Source organism: Escherichia sp. TC-EC600-tetX4, from assembly GCF_019356055.1.
Lineage (GTDB): Bacteria > Pseudomonadota > Gammaproteobacteria > Enterobacterales > Enterobacteriaceae.
The window spans coordinates 3,438,733-3,459,894 of the sequence record NZ_CP079924.1 but is presented as its reverse complement, the minus strand read 5'-3'; the positions used below and the strand labels follow the sequence as shown (position 1 = coordinate 3,459,894).

Sequence of the window (21,162 nt, the reverse complement as noted above, 5' to 3'; positions counted from 1 at the left end):
CATGGCGAGACGTATTCTGGTCGTAGAAGATGAAGCTCCAATTCGCGAAATGGTCTGCTTCGTGCTCGAACAAAATGGCTTTCAGCCGGTCGAAGCGGAAGATTATGACAGTGCTGTGAATCAACTGAATGAACCCTGGCCGGATTTAATTCTCCTCGACTGGATGTTACCTGGCGGCTCCGGTATCCAGTTCATCAAACACCTCAAGCGCGAGTCGATGACCCGGGATATTCCAGTGGTGATGTTGACCGCCAGAGGGGAAGAAGAAGATCGCGTGCGCGGCCTTGAAACCGGCGCGGATGACTATATCACCAAGCCGTTTTCGCCGAAGGAGCTGGTGGCGCGAATCAAAGCGGTAATGCGCCGTATTTCGCCAATGGCGGTGGAAGAGGTGATTGAGATGCAGGGATTAAGTCTCGACCCGACATCTCACCGAGTGATGGCGGGCGAAGAGCCGCTGGAGATGGGGCCGACAGAATTTAAACTGCTGCACTTTTTTATGACGCATCCTGAGCGCGTGTACAGCCGCGAGCAGCTGTTAAACCACGTCTGGGGAACTAACGTGTATGTGGAAGACCGCACGGTCGATGTCCACATTCGTCGCCTGCGTAAAGCACTGGAGCCCGGCGGGCATGACCGCATGGTGCAGACCGTGCGCGGTACAGGATATCGTTTTTCAACCCGCTTTTAACGCCTTGCTCATCGGACGCAGAGCAGGGCTTATGATTTCTTAACTGGAGTATCTTACGTGCTGGAACGGCTGTCGTGGAAAAGGCTGGTGCTGGAGCTGCTACTTTGCTGCCTCCCGGCTTTCATCCTGGGTGCATTTTTTGGTTACCTGCCCTGGTTTTTGCTGGCATCGGTAACAGGACTGCTTATCTGGCATTTCTGGAATTTATTGCGCCTTTCATGGTGGCTGTGGGTGGATCGCAGTATGACCCCGCCACCGGGGCGTGGTAGCTGGGAACCGCTACTATACGGCTTACACCAGATGCAGCTGCGAAATAAAAAACGCCGCCGTGAACTGGGCAATCTGATTAAACGCTTTCGTAGCGGCGCGGAGTCGCTGCCCGACGCGGTGGTGCTGACCACGGAAGAGGGCGGTATTTTCTGGTGTAACGGTCTGGCGCAACAAATTCTTGGTTTGCGCTGGCCGGAAGATAACGGGCAGAACATCCTTAACCTACTGCGTTACCCGGAGTTTACGCAATATCTGAAAACGCGTGATTTTTCTCGCCCGCTCAATCTGGTGCTCAACACCGGGCGGCATCTGGAAATTCGCGTCATGCCTTATACCCACAAACAGTTGCTGATGGTGGCGCGTGATGTCACGCAAATGCATCAACTGGAAGGGGCGCGGCGTAACTTTTTTGCCAACGTGAGCCATGAGTTACGTACGCCATTGACCGTGTTACAGGGTTACCTGGAGATGATGAATGAGCAGCCGCTGGAAGGCGCGGTACGCGAAAAAGCGTTGCACACCATGCGCGAGCAGACCCAGCGGATGGAAGGACTGGTGAAGCAATTGCTGACGCTGTCGAAAATAGAAGCCGCACCGACGCATTTGCTCAATGAAAAGGTTGATGTGCCGATGATGCTGCGCGTTGTTGAGCGCGAGGCTCAGACTCTGAGTCAGAAAAAACAGACATTTACCTTTGAGATAGATAACGGCCTCAAGGTGTCTGGCAACGAAGATCAGCTACGCAGTGCGATTTCGAACCTGGTCTATAACGCCGTGAATCATACGCCGGAAGGCACGCATATCACCGTACGCTGGCAGCGAGTGCCGCACGGTGCCGAATTTAGCGTTGAAGATAACGGACCGGGCATTGCACCGGAGCATATTCCGCGCCTGACCGAGCGTTTTTATCGCGTTGATAAAGCGCGTTCCCGGCAAACCGGCGGTAGCGGATTAGGGTTAGCGATCGTGAAACATGCTGTGAATCATCACGAAAGTCGCCTGAATATTGAGAGTACAGTAGGAAAAGGAACACGTTTCAGTTTTGTTATCCCGGAACGTTTAATTGCCAAAAACAGCGATTAATCCGCCTTTGTCATCTTTTATTGCCATAAGCCAGTCGATGCTGGCTTATTTTCTTTGCAGTCAAAATACGGGCGTTAGATTTTACAACGATTGGTGATTTTTTGTTCGCATGATTAGCCATGTCTTTTTCACGGAAATAGTGTTTTATACTGGTTGGTGATTTCTTATCGCTATATACCTCTGGTTTTTAGATCCCTCCTTGCTTTAAAACGTTATAAGCGTTTAAATTGCGCTTCAGGTGCTGTCATACTGACTGCATTAACGCGGTAAATCGAAAAACTATTCTTCGCCGCGCCTGGTTGGGAGTATTTCCCGCTAAAATTGTTTAAATATACCGCTGTATCATCCCCAGGGATTGGCACAAAAATTTAACGTTACAACACCACATCCACAGGCAGTATGATTTATGACCCATCAATTAAGATCGCGCGATATCATCGCTCTGGGCTTTATGACATTTGCGTTGTTCGTCGGCGCAGGTAACATTATTTTCCCTCCAATGGTCGGCTTACAGGCAGGCGAACACGTCTGGACTGCGGCATTCGGCTTCCTCATTACTGCCGTTGGCCTGCCGGTATTAACGGTAGTGGCGCTGGCAAAAGTTGGCGGCGGTGTTGACAGCCTCAGCACGCCAATCGGTAAAGTCGCTGGCGTACTGCTGGCAACGGTTTGTTACCTGGCGGTGGGGCCGCTTTTCGCTACGCCGCGTACAGCTACCGTTTCCTTTGAAGTGGGGATTGCGCCGCTGACGGGTGATTCCGCGCTGCCGCTGTTTATCTACAGCCTGGTCTATTTCGCTATCGTTATTCTGGTTTCGCTCTATCCGGGCAAGCTGCTGGATACCGTGGGCAACTTCCTTGCGCCGCTGAAAATTATCGCGCTGGTCATCCTGTCTGTTGCCGCTATTGTCTGGCCGGCGGGTTCTATCAGCACGGCGACTGAGGCTTATCAAAACGCTGCGTTTTCTAACGGCTTCGTTAACGGCTATCTGACCATGGATACGCTGGGCGCAATGGTGTTTGGTATCGTTATTGTTAACGCGGCGCGTTCTCGTGGCGTTACCGAAGCGCGTCTGCTGACCCGTTATACCGTCTGGGCTGGCCTGATGGCGGGTGTTGGTCTGACTCTGCTGTACCTGGCGCTGTTCCGTCTGGGGTCAGACAGCGCGTCGCTGGTCGATCAGTCTGCAAACGGCGCTGCTATTCTGCATGCTTACGTTCAGCACACCTTTGGCGGCGGCGGTAGCTTCCTGCTGGCGGCGTTAATCTTCATCGCCTGCCTGGTAACGGCAGTTGGCCTGACCTGTGCTTGTGCAGAATTCTTTGCCCAGTACGTACCGCTCTCTTATCGTACGCTGGTGTTTATCCTCGGCGGCTTCTCGATGGTGGTTTCTAACCTCGGCTTAAGCCAGCTGATCCAGATCTCCGTACCGGTGCTGACCGCTATTTATCCGCCGTGTATCGCACTGGTTGTATTAAGTTTTACACGCTCATGGTGGCATAATTCGTCCCGCGTGATTGCTCCGCCGATGTTTATCAGCCTGCTTTTTGGTATTCTCGACGGGATCAAAGCATCTGCATTCAGCGATATCTTACCGTCCTGGGCGCAGCGTTTACCGCTGGCCGAACAAGGTCTGGCGTGGTTAATGCCAACAGTGGTGATGGTGGTTCTGGCCATTATCTGGGATCGCGCGGCAGGTCGTCAGGTGACCTCCAGCGCTCACTAAATCACTGAACATTTGTTTTAACCACGGGGCTGCGATGCCCCGTGGTTTTTTATTGTGTTGATGGGTTAGGAATTGATGGAAAGTAAGAACAAGCTAAAGCGTGGGCTAAGTACCCGTCACATACGCTTTATGGCACTGGGTTCAGCAATTGGCACCGGGCTGTTTTACGGTTCGGCAGACGCCATCAAAATGGCCGGTCCGAGCGTGTTGTTGGCCTATATTATCGGTGGTATCGCGGCGTATATCATTATGCGTGCGCTGGGGGAAATGTCGGTACATAACCCGGCCGCCAGCTCTTTCTCGCGTTATGCGCAGGAAAACCTCGGCCCGCTGGCAGGTTACATTACCGGCTGGACCTACTGCTTTGAAATCCTTATTGTCGCCATCGCCGATGTGACCGCTTTTGGTATCTATATGGGTGTCTGGTTCCCGACGGTGCCGCACTGGATTTGGGTACTGAGCGTGGTGCTGATCATTTGCGCCGTAAACCTGATGAGCGTGAAGGTATTCGGTGAGCTGGAATTCTGGTTCTCGTTCTTTAAAGTCGCCACCATCATCATCATGATTGTCGCCGGTTTCGGCATCATCATCTGGGGGATTGGCAACGGCGGGCAACCGACCGGTATTCATAACCTGTGGAGCAACGGCGGCTTCTTCAGTAACGGCTGGCTTGGCATGGTAATGTCGTTGCAAATGGTGATGTTTGCTTACGGTGGGATCGAAATTATCGGGATTACCGCCGGTGAAGCGAAAGATCCTGAGAAATCGATACCGCGTGCGATTAACTCCGTGCCGATGCGTATTCTGGTGTTCTACGTCGGTACGCTGTTCGTCATTATGTCTATCTACCCGTGGAATCAGGTTGGCACTGCCGGTAGCCCGTTCGTGCTGACGTTCCAGCATATGGGCATTACCTTTGCCGCCAGCATTCTTAACTTTGTTGTGCTGACTGCTTCGCTGTCGGCAATTAACAGTGATGTATTTGGCGTAGGCCGTATGCTCCACGGTATGGCAGAGCAGGGCAGCGCGCCGAAAATTTTCAGCAAAACGTCGCGTCGCGGTATTCCGTGGGTTACGGTGCTGGTGATGACTACCGCGCTGCTGTTTGCGGTGTATCTGAACTACATCATGCCGGAAAACGTCTTCCTGGTGATCGCTTCGCTGGCAACCTTCGCCACGGTGTGGGTGTGGATTATGATCCTGCTGTCGCAAATTGCCTTCCGTCGCCGTTTGCCGCCAGAAGAAGTTAAGGCGCTGAAATTTAAAGTGCCGGGTGGGGTAGCAACGACCATCGGCGGGCTGATTTTCCTGCTCTTTATTATCGGGTTGATTGGTTATCACCCGGATACGCGTATCTCGCTGTATGTCGGTTTCGCGTGGATTGTTGTGCTGTTGATTGGCTGGATGTTTAAACGCCGCCACGATCGTCAGCTGGCTGAAAACCAGTAATCCTTGCGTTCTGTAAGCCGGTTCAGGAGGAAATCCTGATCCGGCTATTCCGAAAGTTATCCGCCCCCGTCCTCCTCCCCCAAATATCCTTCAGATGATGAGTGATCCTGCATTAGGCTATGGCAAGGTGATCAGATTTTCATCACAGGGGAATTATGATGTTAAATGCATGGCACCTGCCGGTGCCCCCATTTGTTAAACAAAGCAAAGATCAACTGCTCATTACACTGTGGCTGACGGGCGAAGACCCACCGCAGCGCATTATGCTGCGTACAGAACACGATAACGAAGAAATGTCAGTACCGATGCATAAGCAGCGCAGTCAGCCGCAGCCTGGCGTCACCGCATGGCGTGCGGCGATTGATCTCTCCAGCGGACAACCCCGGCGGCGTTACAGTTTCAAACTGCTGTGGCACGATCGCCAGCGTTGGTTTACACCGCAGGGCTTCAGCCGAATGCCGCCGGCACGACTGGAGCAGTTTGCCGTCGATGTACCGGATATCGGCCCACAATGGGCTGCGGATCAGATTTTTTATCAGATCTTCCCTGATCGTTTTGCGCGTAGTCTTCCTCGTGAAGCTGAACAGGATCATGTCTATTACCATCATGCAGCCGGACAAGAGATCATCTTGCGTGACTGGGATGAACCGGTCACGGCGCAGGCGGGCGGATCAACGTTCTATGGCGGCGATCTGGACGGGATAAGCGAAAAACTGCCGTATCTGAAAAAGCTTGGCGTGACAGCGCTGTATCTCAATCCGGTGTTTAAAGCTCCCAGCGTACATAAATACGATACCGAGGATTATCGCCATGTCGATCCGCAGTTTGGCGGTGATGGGGCGTTGCTGCGTTTGCGACACAATACGCAGCAGCTGGGAATGCGGCTGGTGCTGGACGGCGTGTTTAACCACAGTGGCGATTCCCATGCCTGGTTTGACAGGCATAATCGTGGCACGGGTGGTGCTTGTCACAACCCCGAATCGCCCTGGCGCGACTGGTACTCGTTTAGTGATGATGGCACGGCGCTCGACTGGCTTGGCTATGCCAGCTTGCCGAAGCTGGATTATCAGTCGGAAAGTCTGGTGAATGAAATTTATCGCGGGGAAGACAGTATTGTCCGCCACTGGCTGAAAGCGCCGTGGAATATGGACGGCTGGCGGCTGGATGTGGTGCATATGCTGGGGGAGGCGGGTGGGGCGCGCAATAATATGCAGCACGTTGCCGGGATCACCGAAGCGGCGAAAGAAACCCAGCCGGAAGCGTATATTGTCGGCGAACATTTTGGCGATGCACGGCAATGGTTACAGGCCGATGTGGAAGATGCCGCCATGAACTATCGTGGCTTCACATTCCCGTTGTGGGGATTTCTTGCCAATACCGATATCTCTTACGATCCGCAGCAAATTGATGCCCAAACCTGTATGGCCTGGATGGATAATTACCGCGCAGGGCTTTCTCATCAACAACAATTACGTATGTTTAATCAGCTCGACAGCCACGATACTGCGCGATTTAAAACGCTGCTCGGTCGGGATATTGCGCGCCTGCCGCTGGCGGTGGTCTGGCTGTTCACCTGGCCTGGTGTACCGTGCATTTATTACGGTGATGAAGTAGGACTGGATGGCAAAAACGATCCGTTTTGCCGTAAACCGTTCCCCTGGCAGGTGGAAAAGCAGGATACGGCGTTATTCGCGCTGTACCAGCGAATGATTGCGCTGCGTAAGAAAAGTCAGGCGCTACGTCATGGCGGCTGTCAGGTGCTGTATGCGGAAGATAACGTGGTGGTATTTGTCCGCGTGCTGAATCAGCAACGTGTACTGGTGGCAATCAACCGTGGCGAGGCCTGTGAAGTGGTGCTACCCGCGTCACCGTTTCTCAATGCCGTGCAATGGCAATGCAAAGAAGGGCATGGGCAACTGACTGACGGGATTCTGGCTTTGCCTGCCATTTCGGCTACGGTATGGATGAACTAACGTTTTATAACGCCTTGCGTGACGCCTGCGCCATCATCCGCGGATAAAACTGCCAGAAGCGGGTTTCGAGGGCGTCATAATGAGCGTCTAAATCGTACCAGGAGTCACGCAGGGCATCCAGACGTGGGCGGCGGCTTGCCATGCCGTTTAACACGTTCTGGATGAAATCCATATCGCGATAGCGCACCAGCCACTGCTCTGACCACAAGTAATTGTTCAGATTGATAAAACGTGGCGGTGAGTCCGGCAAAATCGTCATCACTTGCTCGCGGGCATAACAGACAAATTCCTGTAGCGGAAAGTCCGGCGACAGCTGCGACCAGTGGCGGGAAAGAAAGTGATCCCACATGACATCCAGCGTAATAGGCGCAACGCGGCGCGTTTCACTACGAAACCACTCCCGTGCTTCGCGGACTTCCGGCAGATTGTCAGTCAATACGTCGATACGTCGATGCATATGAATGCCAGCCACGACGTCGGGCGGAAAACTTTCTTCAGGATTTCCGCGTACGAAATCAGCCAGTAAATTGCCGGAAAGCGAGCTTTCCGCGAGATGGGCTAAATGCAGGTGAGCTAAAAAATTCATCGATTATATTCTATCCAAAAGGGGGTAAAGGTTGCAGGGAGAGCGCCCCGGCACTAGACTACCCGCCTCTTATTTTAGTCTGAGTCAGTGTCATGCGCGTTACCGATTTCTCCTTTGAATTGCCCGAATCCCTGATTGCCCACTATCCCATGCCTGAACGCAGTAGCTGTCGTTTACTGTCGCTGGACGGGCCGACGGGCGCGCTGACGCACGGTACTTTCACCGATTTACTTGATAAGCTCAACCCCGGCGATCTTCTGGTTTTTAATAATACCCGCGTGATCCCGGCGCGCCTGTTTGGGCGTAAAGCCAGCGGCGGCAAGATTGAAGTGCTGGTTGAACGGATGCTCGACGACAAACGCATTCTTGCGCATATTCGCGCCTCGAAAGCGCCAAAACCTGGCGCAGAACTGCTGCTGGGCGATGACGAAAGTATTAACGCAACAATGACCGCGCGCCACGGCGCACTGTTTGAAGTCGAATTTAATGATGAACGCTCGGTGCTGGATATTCTCAACAGCATCGGCCATATGCCGCTGCCGCCGTATATCGACCGTCCGGACGAAGACGCTGACCGCGAACTTTATCAAACCGTTTATAGCGAAAAACCGGGCGCGGTTGCAGCCCCGACCGCAGGTCTGCATTTTGACGAGCCTTTGCTGGAAAAATTGCGCGCCAAAGGCGTGGAGATGGCGTTTGTGACGTTGCACGTTGGTGCGGGCACCTTCCAGCCGGTGCGCGTCGACACCATTGAAGATCACATCATGCACTCGGAATACGCTGAAGTACCGCAGGATGTGGTAGACGCGGTACTGGCGGCGAAAGCGCGCGGTAACCGGGTGATTGCGGTTGGCACCACTTCAGTACGTTCGCTGGAAAGCGCGGCTCAGGCAGCGAAAAACGATCTCATTGAACCGTTCTTCGACGATACCCAAATCTTTATCTATCCGGGCTTCCAGTACAAAGTGGTCGATGCGCTGGTGACGAACTTCCACTTGCCAGAGTCGACGCTGATTATGCTGGTTTCGGCCTTTGCCGGTTATCAACACACCATGAACGCCTATAAAGCAGCGGTAGAAGAGAAATATCGCTTTTTTAGTTACGGTGATGCGATGTTTATCACGTACAATCCGCAGGCAATTAATGAGCGCGTCGGGGAGTAATTCCGCGGCGCTGGTTTAAAACGTTGGACTGTTTTTCTGACGTAGTGGAGAAAAAATGAAATTTGAACTGGACACCACCGACGGTCGCGCACGCCGTGGCCGCCTGGTCTTTGATCGTGGCGTAGTGGAAACGCCTTGTTTTATGCCTGTTGGCACCTACGGCACCGTAAAAGGGATGACGCCGGAAGAAGTTGAAGCCACTGGCGCGCAAATTATCCTCGGCAACACCTTCCACCTGTGGCTGCGCCCGGGCCAGGAAATCATGAAACTGCACGGCGATCTGCACGATTTTATGCAGTGGAAGGGGCCGATCCTCACCGACTCCGGCGGCTTCCAGGTCTTCAGCCTTGGCGATATTCGTAAAATCACCGAACAGGGCGTGCACTTCCGTAACCCGATCAACGGCGATCCGATTTTCCTCGATCCTGAAAAATCAATGGAGATTCAGTACGATCTTGGTTCGGATATCGTCATGATCTTTGATGAGTGTACGCCGTATCCTGCTGACTGGGATTACGCAAAACGCTCCATGGAGATGTCTCTGCGTTGGGCGAAGCGTAGCCGTGAGCGTTTTGACAGTCTCGGAAACAAAAATGCGCTGTTTGGTATCATCCAGGGCAGCGTTTACGAAGATTTACGTGATATTTCTGTTAAAGGTCTGGTAGATATCGGTTTTGATGGCTACGCTGTCGGCGGTCTGGCTGTGGGTGAGCCGAAAGCAGATATGCACCGCATTCTGGAGCATGTATGCCCGCAAATTCCGGCAGACAAACCGCGTTACCTGATGGGCGTTGGTAAACCAGAAGACCTGGTTGAAGGCGTACGTCGTGGTATCGATATGTTTGACTGCGTAATGCCAACCCGCAACGCCCGAAATGGTCATTTGTTCGTGACCGATGGCGTGGTGAAAATCCGCAATGCGAAGTATAAGAGCGATACTGGCCCACTCGATCCTGAGTGTGATTGCTACACCTGTCGCAATTATTCACGCGCTTACTTGCATCATCTTGACCGTTGCAACGAAATATTAGGCGCGCGACTCAACACCATTCATAACCTTCGTTACTACCAGCGTTTGATGGCGGGTTTACGCAAGGCTATTGAAGAGGGTAAATTAGAGAGCTTCGTAACTGATTTTTACCAGCGTCAGGGGCGAGAAGTACCACCTTTGAACGTTGATTAATATTAATAATGAGGGAAATTTAATGAGCTTTTTTATTTCTGATGCGGTAGCGGCAACGGGTGCACCGGCGCAAGGTAGCCCGATGTCTTTGATTTTGATGCTGGTGGTATTCGGTCTGATTTTCTATTTCATGATCCTGCGTCCACAGCAGAAGCGCACCAAAGAACACAAAAAGCTGATGGACTCCATTGCCAAAGGTGATGAAGTTCTGACGAACGGTGGCCTGGTTGGTCGCGTAACCAAAGTAGCGGAAAACGGCTACATTGCTATCGCGCTGAATGACACCACTGAAGTAGTTATTAAACGTGACTTCGTAGCTGCCGTCCTGCCGAAAGGCACCATGAAGGCGCTGTAATTAAAATTTTTCCCTAAGGGAATTGCCGTGTTAAACCGTTATCCTTTGTGGAAGTACGTCATGCTGATCGTGGTGATTGTCATCGGTCTGCTGTATGCGCTTCCCAACCTGTTTGGTGAGGATCCGGCTGTTCAGATCACTGGTGCGCGCGGAGTCGCCGCCAGTGAGCAAACGCTGATCCAGGTCCAGAAAACGTTACAAGAAGAAAAAATAACTGCTAAGTCTGTGGCACTGGAAGAGGGCGCTATTCTTGCGCGCTTCGACTCCACTGACACCCAGTTGCGCGCTCGTGAAGCATTAATGGGCGTTATGGGTGACAAATACGTCGTGGCGCTTAACCTTGCCCCGGCAACGCCGCGCTGGCTGGCAGCTATTCACGCTGAGCCGATGAAGCTCGGCCTTGACCTGCGTGGCGGCGTTCACTTCCTGATGGAAGTGGATATGGACACCGCGCTTGGCAAACTCCAGGAACAAAATATCGATAGCCTACGCAGTGACCTGCGCGAAAAGGGCATCCCGTATACCACTGTTCGTAAAGAAAACAACTACGGCCTGAGCATCACTTTCCGCGATGCTAAAGCTCGTGATGAAGCCATTGCGTATCTGAGCAAGCGCCATCCGGACCTGGTGATTAGCAGCCAGGGCAGCAACCAGCTGCGTGCGGTAATGAGCGATGCTCGTCTGAGTGAAGCGCGTGAATATGCGGTGCAGCAGAACATTAATATCCTGCGTAACCGTGTAAACCAACTTGGCGTGGCGGAGCCGGTGGTTCAGCGTCAGGGTGCTGACCGTATCGTTGTTGAACTGCCAGGTATTCAGGACACTGCGCGTGCGAAAGAGATTCTGGGTGCGACGGCAACGCTGGAATTCCGTCTGGTAAACACCAACGTTGACCAGGCCGCTGCGGCATCCGGTCGCGTACCGGGCGACTCTGAAGTGAAACAGACCCGCGAAGGTCAGCCAGTTGTGCTGTACAAACGCGTAATTCTGACCGGTGACCATATCACCGACTCCACTTCCAGCCAGGACGAATACAACCAACCGCAGGTTAACATCTCGCTCGATAGCGCTGGTGGTAACATCATGTCTAACTTCACTAAGGACAACATCGGCAAACCGATGGCAACCCTGTTTGTGGAGTACAAAGACAGCGGTAAGAAAGATGCAAATGGTCGTGCGGTTCTGGTGAAACAGGAAGAGGTGATTAACATCGCCAACATCCAGTCTCGTCTGGGTAACAGCTTCCGTATCACCGGCATCAACAACCCGAACGAAGCCCGTCAGCTGTCACTGCTGCTGCGTGCCGGTGCGTTGATCGCGCCGATTCAGATTGTTGAAGAACGTACCATTGGCCCAACCCTGGGTATGCAGAACATTGAACAGGGGCTGGAGGCTTGCCTTGCCGGTCTGCTGGTTTCTATTCTGTTCATGATCATCTTCTATAAGAAGTTTGGTCTGATTGCGACCAGTGCTCTGATTGCCAACTTGATCTTAATCGTCGGCATTATGTCGCTGTTGCCAGGCGCAACGCTGAGTATGCCAGGTATCGCGGGTATCGTCTTAACCCTTGCGGTGGCGGTCGATGCGAACGTACTGATCAACGAACGTATTAAAGAAGAGTTGAGCAACGGACGTACTGTTCAACAGGCAATTGATGAAGGTTATCGTGGCGCATTCAGTTCTATCTTCGATGCGAACATCACCACGCTGATTAAAGTCATCATCCTGTACGCAGTGGGTACCGGGGCAATTAAAGGGTTCGCGATTACTACCGGTATCGGTGTGGCGACGTCGATGTTTACCGCGATTGTCGGTACGCGTGCCATCGTAAACCTGCTATATGGCGGCAAGCGCGTCAAGAAGCTGTCAATCTGAGGAGTGCGATGTGGCACAGGAATATACTGTTGAACAACTAAACCACGGCCGTAAAGTCTATGACTTTATGCGCTGGGACTACTGGGCTTTCGGCATCTCTGGTCTGCTGTTAATCGCTGCTATCGTTATTATGGGCGTGCGCGGCTTTAACTGGGGGCTGGATTTCACCGGTGGTACGGTTATTGAAATTACGCTCGAAAAACCGGCTGAAATTGACGTAATGCGTGATGCATTGCAAAAAGCCGGTTTTGAAGAGCCGATGCTGCAAAACTTTGGTAGCAGCCATGACATCATGGTCCGTATGCCGCCTGCTGAAGGCGAAACCGGCGGTCAGGTGTTGGGCAGCCAGGTTCTGAAGGTGATTAACGAATCCACCAATCAGAATGCAGCAGTGAAGCGTATTGAGTTCGTCGGTCCGAGCGTGGGGGCAGACCTTGCGCAAACCGGTGCGATGGCGTTGATGGCAGCGCTGCTGTCTATCCTCGTGTACGTAGGTTTCCGCTTTGAGTGGCGACTGGCGGCAGGGGTGGTTATTGCGCTGGCGCACGACGTTATCATTACGCTGGGTATTTTGTCGTTATTCCATATCGAGATTGACCTGACCATTGTGGCATCGTTGATGTCGGTTATCGGTTACTCGCTTAACGACAGTATCGTGGTATCGGACCGTATTCGTGAAAACTTCCGCAAGATCCGTCGCGGTACGCCTTACGAAATCTTTAACGTGTCCTTGACCCAGACGCTGCACCGTACCTTGATCACATCCGGTACTACCTTGATGGTTATCCTGATGCTGTACCTCTTCGGTGGTCCGGTACTGGAAGGCTTCTCGCTGACCATGCTTATCGGTGTTTCCATCGGTACTGCATCTTCCATCTATGTGGCATCTGCGTTGGCTCTGAAACTGGGTATGAAGCGCGAACACATGTTGCAGCAGAAAGTGGAAAAAGAAGGGGCGGATCAGCCGTCAATTCTGCCGTAATCAAGTTCCCGTTGATGTTGAAAATCCCGGTCAGAAGATCGGGATTTTTTTTGATGTATGGAGATTGCGAAAATCCCCGCATCTTGGGAAACTGCGCGTAACCCTACATTTCATCCAGGTAACTTTTCATGGCTATCATCCCAAAAAACTATGCGCGGTTAGAAAGCGGCTATCGCGAAAAAGCATTAAAAATCTATCCGTGGGTCTGCGGTCGCTGTTCCCGCGAGTTTGTTTATTCCAACCTGCGTGAACTTACCGTTCACCACATTGATCACGACCATACCAATAACCCGGAAGATGGCAGTAACTGGGAATTGTTGTGTCTCTATTGCCACGATCATGAGCATTCGAAATATACCGAAGCGGATCAGTATGGTACGACCGTTATCGCAGGGGAAGATGCGCAGAAAGATGTCGGTGAAGCGAAGTACAACCCATTCGCTGACCTGAAAGCGATGATGAACAAGAAGAAGTGATTAAAACGTAAAATTGCCTGATGCGCTACGCTTATCAGGCCTACGTTATTTCAGCAATATATTGAATTTACGTGCTTTTGTTGGCCGGACAAAGCGTTTACGCCGCATCCGGCATGAACAAAGCACACGTTGTTAACAATCAGAAATGCCGGGAATAAATCCCGGCATTTTCATAATCAGAAGTTGTAACCTACTACCAGGTAACCACCCCAGCCGGTAGAGCGAACGTTGAAGTTGCCGTTGCCGAAGTTCAGTTCTGCATCGTCGTTCCACTGACCACCGTCGTGCCAGTAACGAGCTACGACAGAGTAGTGCCAGTGATCGTAGTTCAGAGCCAGAATATGGCTGGAAGCGATAGAGTTATTAGTACGGGTCTTAATACCGTTGATTGCGTTACCGCTGTCATCCCCTAAATCGGAACCCCAGTCGAAGTTGGTGAAGCCGATGTAGCTCAGCTGACCGCCCCACAGATCGGTAATCGGCACAAAGTATTTAATTTTGAAACGGTAACCGTCCCACTCGTTTTCGTTCGCTGCGCCATAGTTCTGCCACTGGTATTTCGCATAGACGTTCATGGACAGGCTCATCGGCAGGCCAGTGTCGATATCGGTACCCAGACCCATGTACCAGGTGCTCTGGCGACCATCTTTATTACGACCCATGTCGTAAATGTAGTTGTTCGCGAAGTACCACTCTTTGAACGGACCGAAGCTAAGGTCAGTATTGGTCAGCTTGTCGATGGAGAAACGTGGTTCGATTTCCATAAACAGCGGAGAACCGTGGTTCCAGATACCTTTAGCATCGGAGTTACCGCCGAAGAATACCGGCGCATCCGCATAACCATAGAAGTCGAACCAGTCTTTTTTAGCGAATGCTTCGTACTCAAGGTAGGTATCGTTGCGGATCTGCGGTCCGAAACGGGTGTGATAGCTTCCGACAACGTTAACGCTCTGGTGCCACCAGTCGGAAAGATACTGCGGTTTGTCGTTTTCAGCTGCGTTGACAGTAAAAGACGAAGAGAGCGCCAGTACCGCACCGGCTGCCAGTAATGTTTTTTTCATATGTATGCCACTGTTTGAAAATCCCTTGCGGGAGTGAAAAAGGCGCAAATTGCGTTTCTAAATATTTCGTATACAGAGGAGCCTATTATAAAAATCATTGCTCACAAAAATATGTTTCGTTTCACAGTTCTATCATTTACGTAATCGATTGCGTTCACGTTTACACACATTCGGGCGGGGATTGTACTGACTTTCGCCCTTGTTGCAAACTTTTACTATCAATCCAGGTGATGTAAGCAGAGTAACAAAATGACGGGGAAAGATGTTGCGGGACGCACAAAATCGTCCCGAAATACGTTTACTGCATAACAGGTTGAATGTCGTGGATACGTACAAAGCCTAACTGATCCACAGAAATCCCCTTTAACTGTAACGGAATATCAACATCGCTGGGGGCGAGGACGCTGGCAGGGGCATTAATCAATTGATTCTGCACATTGATTTCCTGAAAGTTGTCTATTGTTCCCTGAATTTGCCCATATTCAACAGTTCCGCTGAATGCGGGCAAGGGATCATTCGACTCACCCTGAATACGTAGTGTAAGGGTGGTGCCATCTGCATCAGGCGTAATATTCACCAGCGACATACGTAAAGTACCGATCTGGCTTTCCAGTCTTGCCGGTGTTTTCGCTCCAGGCAGAAGGTAAACCCCACTGCTGGATTTTGCATTCAGCCTGTTTTGCTGAGTGATTTTGACTGTTTCTTGATTGAGTTGCGTCATCTCCTGGTTCAGCGTGCTGACGCTGTGTTTCATCTGTCGCACTTCACTTTGCTGCACACAGGCGCTAAGGCTGAACAGGCTTCCCAGCAGGAGCAGTCGAAAAACGTTAGTATTCATAGGTCGTCCCTTTCTCGTCGCAATTAGCCTAATGGTAGAGGGTAAAAGCAGCGAAAGCATCGATCCTTTATCTCAAAAGCGTTGCGCCTTTGTTGTATCGTCAGTTCAGGGTAAAATAGATTTCCGTTAACCACCTGGTCAGGACGCCGTATGCATTGCCCATTCTGTTTCGCCGTGGACACTAAGGTAATTGACTCTCGTCTCGTGGGCGAGGGTTCATCCGTACGCCGCCGTCGGCAGTGTCTGGTGTGTAATGAACGTTTCACCACCTTTGAAGTGGCGGAGCTGGTTATGCCGCGTGTTGTAAAAAGCAACGACGTGCGTGAACCGTTTAATGAAGAGAAATTGCGTAGCGGAATGCTGCGGGCGCTGGAAAAACGTCCGGTGAGTTCCGATGACGTCGAAATGGCAATCAATCATATTAAATCGCAGCTGCGCGCCACCGGTGAGCGCGAAGTGCCGAGCAAGATGATTGGCAATCTGGTGATGGAGCAATTGAAAAAGCTCGATAAAGTCGCCTATATCCGTTTTGCCTCTGTCTACCGCAGTTTCGAAGATATCAAAGAATTTGGCGAAGAGATCGCGCGCCTGGAGGACTAAGCCGTGCAGGACGAGTATTACATGGCGCGGGCGCTAAAGCTGGCGCAACGAGGACGTTTTACCACGCATCCCAACCCGAATGTCGGGTGCGTCATTGTCAAAGATGGCGAAATTGTCGGTGAAGGTTACCACCAACGTGCGGGTGAACCACATGCCGAAGTACACGCGTTGCGTATGGCGGGTGAAAAAGCCAAAGGTGCGACCGCCTATGTCACACTCGAACCCTGTAGCCATCATGGTCGTACGCCACCGTGCTGTGACGCACTCATCGCCGCTGGCGTAGCGCGCGTGGTTGCCTCGATGCAAGATCCTAACCCGCAGGTCGCTGGGCGTGGACTTTACCGTCTGCAACAGGCTGGCATTGACGTCAGCCACGGCCTGATGATGAGTGAAGCCGAGCAATTGAATAAAGGCTTTCTCAAGCGGATGCGCACCGGCTTTCCTTATATTCAGTTAAAACTTGGCGCATCGCTTGATGGTCGCACGGCGATGGCGAGCGGCGAAAGCCAGTGGATCACTTCGCCCCAGGCGCGGCGTGATGTACAACTACTGCGCGCGCAAAGTCATGCCATTTTAACCAGCAGCGCCACGGTGCTGGCGGATGATCCTGCCTTAACGGTGCGTTGGTCTGAACTGGATGAACAAACTCAGGCGCTCTATCCGCAACAAAATCTCCGTCAGCCGATACGTATTGTGATTGATAGCCAAAATCGCGTGACGCCGGTACATCGCATTGTGCAGCAGCCCGGCGAAACCTGGTTCGCGCGTACGCAGGAAGATTCTCGTGAGTGGCCGGAAACGGTGCGTACCTTGCTGATTCCAGAGCATAAAGGTCATCTGGATCTGGTTGTACTGATGATGCAACTGGGTAAACAGCAAATTAACAGCATCTGGGTGGAAGCGGGGCCAACGCTCGCTGGCGCATTGCTGCAGGCGGGTTTAGTCGATGAGCTGATTGTCTATATCGCACCTAAACTATTAGGCAGCGACGCCCGCGGATTATGCACGCTGCCAGGGCTTGAGAAATTAGCCGACGCCCCCCAATTTAAATTCAAAGAGATACGTCATGTAGGCCCGGATGTTTGCCTGCATTTAGTGGGTGCATGATCTCCCGGCTCGAAAGGGAAGCAGCGCACGAAATATTATGCTAAAATCCGCCCCCCTGCGGGGCCATACTCGAACCCGAAGGAAGAAAATGAACATTATTGAAGCTAACGTTGCTACCCCGGACGCTCGCGTCGCCATCACCATCGCGCGTTTCAACAACTTTATCAATGACAGCCTGCTGGAAGGTGCAATTGACGCACTGAAACGTATCGGTCAGGTAAAAGATGAAAACATTACCGTTGTTTGGGTGCCTGGTGCCTATGAGCTGCCGCTGGCGGCGGGTGCACTGGCTAAAACCGGTAAATACGACGCGGTGATTGCGCTGGGTACGGTTATTCGTGGTGGCACTGCCCACTTTGAATATGTCGCTGGTGGTGCAAGCAACGGCCTGGCGCATGTTGCCCAGGACAGCGAAATTCCGGTTGCTTTTGGGGTTCTGACCACTGAAAGCATTGAACAAGCGATCGAACGTGCTGGCACCAAAGCTGGCAACAAAGGTGCAGAAGCTGCACTGACCGCGCTTGAAATGATTAATGTATTGAAAGCCATCAAGGCCTGAAATTAGTAAGGGGAAATCCGTGAAACCTGCTGCTCGTCGCCGCGCTCGTGAGTGTGCCGTCCAGGCGCTCTACTCCTGGCAGTTGTCCCAGAACGACATCGCTGATGTTGAATACCAGTTCCTGGCTGAACAGGATGTAAAAGACGTTGACGTCCTGTACTTCCGTGAGCTGCTGGCCGGGGTGGCGACTAATACCGCATACCTCGACGGACTGATGAAGCCATACCTGTCCCGCCTGCTGGAAGAACTGGGACAGGTAGAAAAAGCAGTACTGCGCATTGCGCTGTACGAACTGTCTAAACGTAGCGATGTGCCATACAAAGTGGCCATTAACGAAGCGATCGAACTGGCGAAATCGTTCGGCGCAGAAGACAGCCATAAGTTCGTCAACGGCGTACTCGATAAAGCAGCACCTGTGATTCGCCCTAACAAAAAGTGATATCCAGGCCGGTAGATTCACGGAAGACCGTTCCATGATCGCCGGCCTTTTCTTTTTTACCTGCTGAGGCATAACGTATGGCATGTGGCGAGTTCTCCCTGATTGCCCGTTATTTTGACCGTGTAAGAAGTTCTCGTCTTGATGTCGAACTGGGCATCGGCGACGATTGCGCACTTCTCAATATCCCCGAGAAACAGACCCTGGCGATCAGCACTGATACGCTGGTGGCGGGTAACCATTTCCTCCCTGATATCGATCCTGCTGATCTGGCTTATAAAGCACTGGCGGTGAACCTAAGCGATCTGGCAGCGATGGGGGCCGATCCGGCCTGGCTGACGCTGGCATTAACCTTACCGGACGTAGACGAAGCGTGGCTTGAGTCCTTCAGCGACAGTTTGTTTGATCTTCTCAATTATTACGATATGCAACTCATTGGCGGCGATACCACGCGTGGGCCATTATCAATGACGTTGGGTATCCACGGCTTTGTTCCGATGGGACGAGCCTTAACGCGCTCTGGGGCGAAACCGGGTGACTGGATCTATGTGACCGGTACACCGGGCGATAGCGCCGCCGGGCTGGCGATTTTGCAAAACCGTTTGCAGGTTGCCGATGCTAAAGATGCGGACTACTTGATCAAACGTCATCTCCGTCCATCGCCGCGTATTTTACAGGGGCAGGCACTGCGCGATCTGGCAAATTCAGCCATCGATCTCTCTGACGGTTTGATTTCCGATCTCGGGCATATCGTGAAAGCCAGCGACTGCGGCGCACGTATTGACCTGGCATTGCTGCCGTTTTCTGATGCGCTTTCTCGCCATGTTGAACCGGAACAGGCGCTGCGCTGGGCGCTCTCTGGCGGTGAAGATTACGAGTTGTGTTTCACTGTGCCGGAACTGAACCGTGGCGCGCTGGATGTGGCTCTCGGACACCTGGGCGTACCGTTTACCTGTATCGGGCAAATGACCGCCGATATCGAAGGGCTTTGTTTTATTCGTGACGGCGAACCTGTTACATTAGACTGGAAAGGATATGACCATTTTGCCACGCCATAAAGATGTCGCGAAAAGTCGCCTGAAGATGAGTAATCCGTGGCATCTACTTGCTGTCGGATTCGGAAGTGGATTAAGCCCGATCGTTCCTGGGACGATGGGCTCGCTGGCAGCGATTCCGTTCTGGTATCTGATGACCTTTTTGCCCTGGCAGCTCTACTCGCTGGTGGTGATGCTGGGGATCTGTATCGGCGTCTATCTTTGTCATCAAACGGCGAAAGACATGGGTGTGCACGATCATGGCAGCATTGTCTGGGACGAATTTATTGGTATGTGGATCACGCTCATGGCGCTGCCGACCAATGACTGGCAGTGGGTTGCCGCCGGGTTTGTGATTTTCCGTATTCTGGATATGTGGAAGCCGTGGCCGATCCGCTGGTTTGATCGCAATGTGCATGGCGGCATGGGGATCATGATCGACGATATTGTCGCCGGGGTGATTTCCGCAGGCATCCTGTATTTTATCGGTCATCACTGGCCGCTGGGTATTCTGTCGTAGTTGTGCACCGATGCCTGATGTGACGCTTGTCACGTCTCATCAGGCCTGGACTCTTATTTAAATCCTACGACAGGATGCGGTTTATACGGCGTTTCCAGTTCGGCAATCTGTTCCGGCTTCAAAGTGATATCCACCGCGTTCAATAGCTCATCAAGCTGTTCTTCGCGCGAAGTTCCGATAATCGGTGCGGCAATGCCCGGTTTACTCAACAACCAGGCCAGCGCAACTTGTGCTCGTGTCGCCCCCAGTTCTTCACTGACGCCTGTTAACCGCTCTGCGATCTGCGCGTCATTTTCATCGCTTTCTTTATAGAGATTTTTCCCCACCTCATCAGACACCAGTCGTGCGGTAGTTTCTCCCCACGGACGCGTCAGACGGCCCCTTGCCAGCGGGCTCCATGGAATTACCGCCACGCCCTCCTGATAACACAGTGGTAGCATCTCGCGCTCTTCTTCACGATAAATCAGATTGTAGTGATCCTGCATACTGACAAACTGCGCCCAGCCGTGCTGTTTTTGGAGTTCCAGTGCCTGAGCAAACTGCGAAGCGTGCATTGATGACGCGCCGATATAACGCGCTTTCCCGGCTTTTACCACGTCGTTGAGGGCTTCCAGCGTCTCTTCGATCGGCGTGTTGTAATCCCAGCGATGAATTTGCAGGATATCGACATAATCCATGCCGAGACGTCGCAGGCTGTCGTCGATAGAGCGCAAAATTTGCGCACGGGATAATCCTTCCGGTAAATCACCAACGCGATGGAACACTTTGGTCGCAACGACCACGTCTTCACGACGGGCGAAATCCCGCAGTGCGCGACCGACGATCTCTTCGCTGCTGCCGTCAGAATAACTGTTGGCGGTATCAAAGAAATTTATGCCGCCTTCCAGTGCACGTTTAATTATGGGACGGCTGCTTTCTTCCGGCAGTGTCCATGCGTGATTACCGCGATCTGGCTCGCCAAAGGTCATACAGCCGAGGCAAAGTCGGGAAACGCGAAGGTCGGTTTTTCCTAAGGGGTTGTATTGCATGCTGCCACTCCTGCTATACTCGTCATACTTCAAGTTGCATGTGCTGCGGCTGCATTCGTTCACCCCAGTCACTTACTTATGTAAGCTCCTGGGGCTTCACTCGTTTGCCGCCTTCCTGCAACTCGAATTATTTAGAGTCTATGAATAATTTCTTAAGCATAGCAGGA

Annotated in this window: 21 protein-coding genes; 17 read left to right on the top strand and 4 right to left on the bottom strand. The window is 52.2% G+C overall.

Translation table 11 applies throughout. The annotated features are described in order from the left end of the window. Nucleotide 1 precedes the first annotated feature (1 nt). From phoB to malZ, 5 genes are all read left to right on the top strand, one after another. On the top strand, nt 2-691 hold the full coding sequence (phoB, locus tag KXD89_RS16810) for a phosphate response regulator transcription factor PhoB (protein ID WP_000113933.1): 690 nt from the start codon (nt 2-4) through the stop codon (nt 689-691). A gap of 57 nt (nt 692-748) precedes the next feature. Further along, complete coding sequence (gene phoR / locus KXD89_RS16805) at nt 749-2,044, top strand: phosphate regulon sensor histidine kinase PhoR (protein WP_000893623.1); 1,296 nt, start codon at nt 749-751, stop codon at nt 2,042-2,044. A gap of 406 nt (nt 2,045-2,450) precedes the next feature. Beyond that, nucleotides 2,451-3,770, top strand: a complete 1,320-nt coding sequence (brnQ, locus tag KXD89_RS16800) for a branched-chain amino acid transporter carrier protein BrnQ (protein WP_000149639.1) — start codon at nt 2,451-2,453, stop codon at nt 3,768-3,770. Nucleotides 3,771-3,845: 75 nt separating this feature from the next. Further along, a complete protein-coding gene (gene proY, locus KXD89_RS16795; RefSeq protein WP_001295329.1) occupies nt 3,846-5,219 on the top strand; it encodes a proline-specific permease ProY in 1,374 nt (457 codons plus the stop codon). Between the two features lie 155 nt (nt 5,220-5,374). Then, a complete protein-coding gene (gene malZ, locus KXD89_RS16790) occupies nt 5,375-7,192 on the top strand; it encodes a maltodextrin glucosidase (protein WP_001310597.1) in 1,818 nt (605 codons plus the stop codon). Nucleotides 7,193-7,196: 4 nt separating this feature from the next. Here the strand turns inward: malZ and acpH are convergent, their stop codons facing one another. Beyond that, nucleotides 7,197-7,778, bottom strand: a complete 582-nt coding sequence (gene acpH / locus KXD89_RS16785; RefSeq protein ID WP_001009885.1) for an ACP phosphodiesterase — start codon at nt 7,776-7,778, stop codon at nt 7,197-7,199. Between the two features lie 92 nt (nt 7,779-7,870). Here acpH and queA point away from each other — a divergent pair, with 92 nt between their 5' ends. The 6 genes from queA to yajD all read left to right on the top strand — a co-directional run bounded on the left by queA (nt 7,871) and on the right by yajD (nt 13,812). Continuing rightward, entirely contained in the window at nt 7,871-8,941 is a 1,071-nt protein-coding gene (queA, locus tag KXD89_RS16780) for a tRNA preQ1(34) S-adenosylmethionine ribosyltransferase-isomerase QueA (RefSeq protein WP_001266503.1), read from the top strand. Nucleotides 8,942-8,996: 55 nt separating this feature from the next. Beyond that, nucleotides 8,997-10,124: a tRNA guanosine(34) transglycosylase Tgt gene (gene tgt / locus KXD89_RS16775; protein ID WP_000667319.1), complete on the top strand. Its 1,128-nt coding sequence runs from the start codon at nt 8,997-8,999 to the stop codon at nt 10,122-10,124. 22 nt (nt 10,125-10,146) lie between these two features. Beyond that, a complete protein-coding gene (gene yajC / locus KXD89_RS16770; RefSeq protein WP_000007629.1) occupies nt 10,147-10,479 on the top strand; it encodes a preprotein translocase subunit YajC in 333 nt (110 codons plus the stop codon). Between the two features lie 27 nt (nt 10,480-10,506). Then, the gene (gene secD, locus KXD89_RS16765) at nt 10,507-12,354 is read left to right on the top strand and encodes a protein translocase subunit SecD (RefSeq protein ID WP_000934822.1); all 1,848 of its coding nucleotides are present in this window, start codon (nt 10,507-10,509) and stop codon (nt 12,352-12,354) included. A 10-nt stretch (nt 12,355-12,364) separates the two neighbouring features. Beyond that, on the top strand, nt 12,365-13,336 hold the full coding sequence (gene secF, locus KXD89_RS16760; protein ID WP_000046637.1) for a protein translocase subunit SecF: 972 nt from the start codon (nt 12,365-12,367) through the stop codon (nt 13,334-13,336). Nucleotides 13,337-13,464: 128 nt separating this feature from the next. Further along, nucleotides 13,465-13,812, top strand: a complete 348-nt coding sequence (gene yajD / locus KXD89_RS16755; RefSeq protein ID WP_000974813.1) for an HNH nuclease YajD — start codon at nt 13,465-13,467, stop codon at nt 13,810-13,812. A gap of 176 nt (nt 13,813-13,988) precedes the next feature. Here yajD and tsx read toward each other — a convergent pair whose 3' ends face one another. Together tsx and KXD89_RS16745 are read right to left on the bottom strand one after the other, a co-directional pair. Then, nucleotides 13,989-14,873: a nucleoside-specific channel-forming protein Tsx gene (tsx, locus tag KXD89_RS16750; RefSeq protein WP_001295328.1), complete on the bottom strand. Its 885-nt coding sequence runs from the start codon at nt 14,871-14,873 to the stop codon at nt 13,989-13,991. Between the two features lie 298 nt (nt 14,874-15,171). After that, a complete protein-coding gene (locus KXD89_RS16745; protein ID WP_001326929.1) occupies nt 15,172-15,711 on the bottom strand; it encodes a DUF3251 domain-containing protein in 540 nt (179 codons plus the stop codon). A gap of 150 nt (nt 15,712-15,861) precedes the next feature. On the opposite strand from KXD89_RS16745, the gene nrdR reads away from it, so the two are divergent. The 6 genes from nrdR (at nt 15,862) to pgpA (ending at nt 19,967) form a co-directional block, all read left to right on the top strand. Next, complete coding sequence (gene nrdR / locus KXD89_RS16740) at nt 15,862-16,311, top strand: transcriptional regulator NrdR (RefSeq protein ID WP_000543535.1); 450 nt, start codon at nt 15,862-15,864, stop codon at nt 16,309-16,311. 3 nt (nt 16,312-16,314) lie between these two features. After that, the gene (gene ribD, locus KXD89_RS16735) at nt 16,315-17,418 is read left to right on the top strand and encodes a bifunctional diaminohydroxyphosphoribosylaminopyrimidine deaminase/5-amino-6-(5-phosphoribosylamino)uracil reductase RibD (RefSeq protein ID WP_001150457.1); all 1,104 of its coding nucleotides are present in this window, start codon (nt 16,315-16,317) and stop codon (nt 17,416-17,418) included. 88 nt (nt 17,419-17,506) lie between these two features. Then, on the top strand, nt 17,507-17,977 hold the full coding sequence (gene ribE, locus KXD89_RS16730) for a 6,7-dimethyl-8-ribityllumazine synthase (RefSeq protein WP_001021161.1): 471 nt from the start codon (nt 17,507-17,509) through the stop codon (nt 17,975-17,977). Nucleotides 17,978-17,996: 19 nt separating this feature from the next. After that, nucleotides 17,997-18,416: a transcription antitermination factor NusB gene (gene nusB / locus KXD89_RS16725; RefSeq protein WP_000801125.1), complete on the top strand. Its 420-nt coding sequence runs from the start codon at nt 17,997-17,999 to the stop codon at nt 18,414-18,416. A gap of 77 nt (nt 18,417-18,493) precedes the next feature. Then, complete coding sequence (gene thiL / locus KXD89_RS16720; RefSeq protein ID WP_000742109.1) at nt 18,494-19,471, top strand: thiamine-phosphate kinase; 978 nt, start codon at nt 18,494-18,496, stop codon at nt 19,469-19,471. Then, nucleotides 19,449-19,967 (top strand): phosphatidylglycerophosphatase A, encoded by a 519-nt coding sequence (gene pgpA / locus KXD89_RS16715; protein WP_000154044.1) that lies wholly within the window; start codon nt 19,449-19,451, stop codon nt 19,965-19,967. Before thiL ends, pgpA begins: the two co-directional genes overlap by 23 nt. Nucleotides 19,968-20,020: 53 nt before the next feature. Here pgpA and yajO read toward each other — a convergent pair whose 3' ends face one another. After that, a complete protein-coding gene (gene yajO / locus KXD89_RS16710) occupies nt 20,021-20,995 on the bottom strand; it encodes a 1-deoxyxylulose-5-phosphate synthase YajO (RefSeq protein WP_001199800.1) in 975 nt (324 codons plus the stop codon). Between the last annotated feature and the right edge of the window lie 167 nt (nt 20,996-21,162).

What these genes read in the sequence shown, in the direction of transcription:
- yajO (WP_001199800.1), bottom strand. Translation starts at nt 20,995, where the DNA reads ATGCAATACAACCCCTTAGGAAAAACCGACCTTCGCGTTTCCCGACTT.
- KXD89_RS16745 (WP_001326929.1), bottom strand. Translation starts at nt 15,711, where the DNA reads ATGAATACTAACGTTTTTCGACTGCTCCTGCTGGGAAGCCTGTTCAGC.
- brnQ (WP_000149639.1), top strand. Translation starts at nt 2,451, where the DNA reads ATGACCCATCAATTAAGATCGCGCGATATCATCGCTCTGGGCTTTATG.
- phoB (WP_000113933.1), top strand. Translation starts at nt 2, where the DNA reads ATGGCGAGACGTATTCTGGTCGTAGAAGATGAAGCTCCAATTCGCGAA.
- yajC (WP_000007629.1), top strand. Translation starts at nt 10,147, where the DNA reads ATGAGCTTTTTTATTTCTGATGCGGTAGCGGCAACGGGTGCACCGGCG.
- nrdR (WP_000543535.1), top strand. Translation starts at nt 15,862, where the DNA reads ATGCATTGCCCATTCTGTTTCGCCGTGGACACTAAGGTAATTGACTCT.
- acpH (WP_001009885.1), bottom strand. Translation starts at nt 7,778, where the DNA reads ATGAATTTTTTAGCTCACCTGCATTTAGCCCATCTCGCGGAAAGCTCG.
- yajD (WP_000974813.1), top strand. Translation starts at nt 13,465, where the DNA reads ATGGCTATCATCCCAAAAAACTATGCGCGGTTAGAAAGCGGCTATCGC.
- ribE (WP_001021161.1), top strand. Translation starts at nt 17,507, where the DNA reads ATGAACATTATTGAAGCTAACGTTGCTACCCCGGACGCTCGCGTCGCC.
- pgpA (WP_000154044.1), top strand. Translation starts at nt 19,449, where the DNA reads ATGACCATTTTGCCACGCCATAAAGATGTCGCGAAAAGTCGCCTGAAG.
- thiL (WP_000742109.1), top strand. Translation starts at nt 18,494, where the DNA reads ATGGCATGTGGCGAGTTCTCCCTGATTGCCCGTTATTTTGACCGTGTA.
- tsx (WP_001295328.1), bottom strand. Translation starts at nt 14,873, where the DNA reads ATGAAAAAAACATTACTGGCAGCCGGTGCGGTACTGGCGCTCTCTTCG.
- queA (WP_001266503.1), top strand. Translation starts at nt 7,871, where the DNA reads ATGCGCGTTACCGATTTCTCCTTTGAATTGCCCGAATCCCTGATTGCC.
- malZ (WP_001310597.1), top strand. Translation starts at nt 5,375, where the DNA reads ATGATGTTAAATGCATGGCACCTGCCGGTGCCCCCATTTGTTAAACAA.
- tgt (WP_000667319.1), top strand. Translation starts at nt 8,997, where the DNA reads ATGAAATTTGAACTGGACACCACCGACGGTCGCGCACGCCGTGGCCGC.
- proY (WP_001295329.1), top strand. Translation starts at nt 3,846, where the DNA reads ATGGAAAGTAAGAACAAGCTAAAGCGTGGGCTAAGTACCCGTCACATA.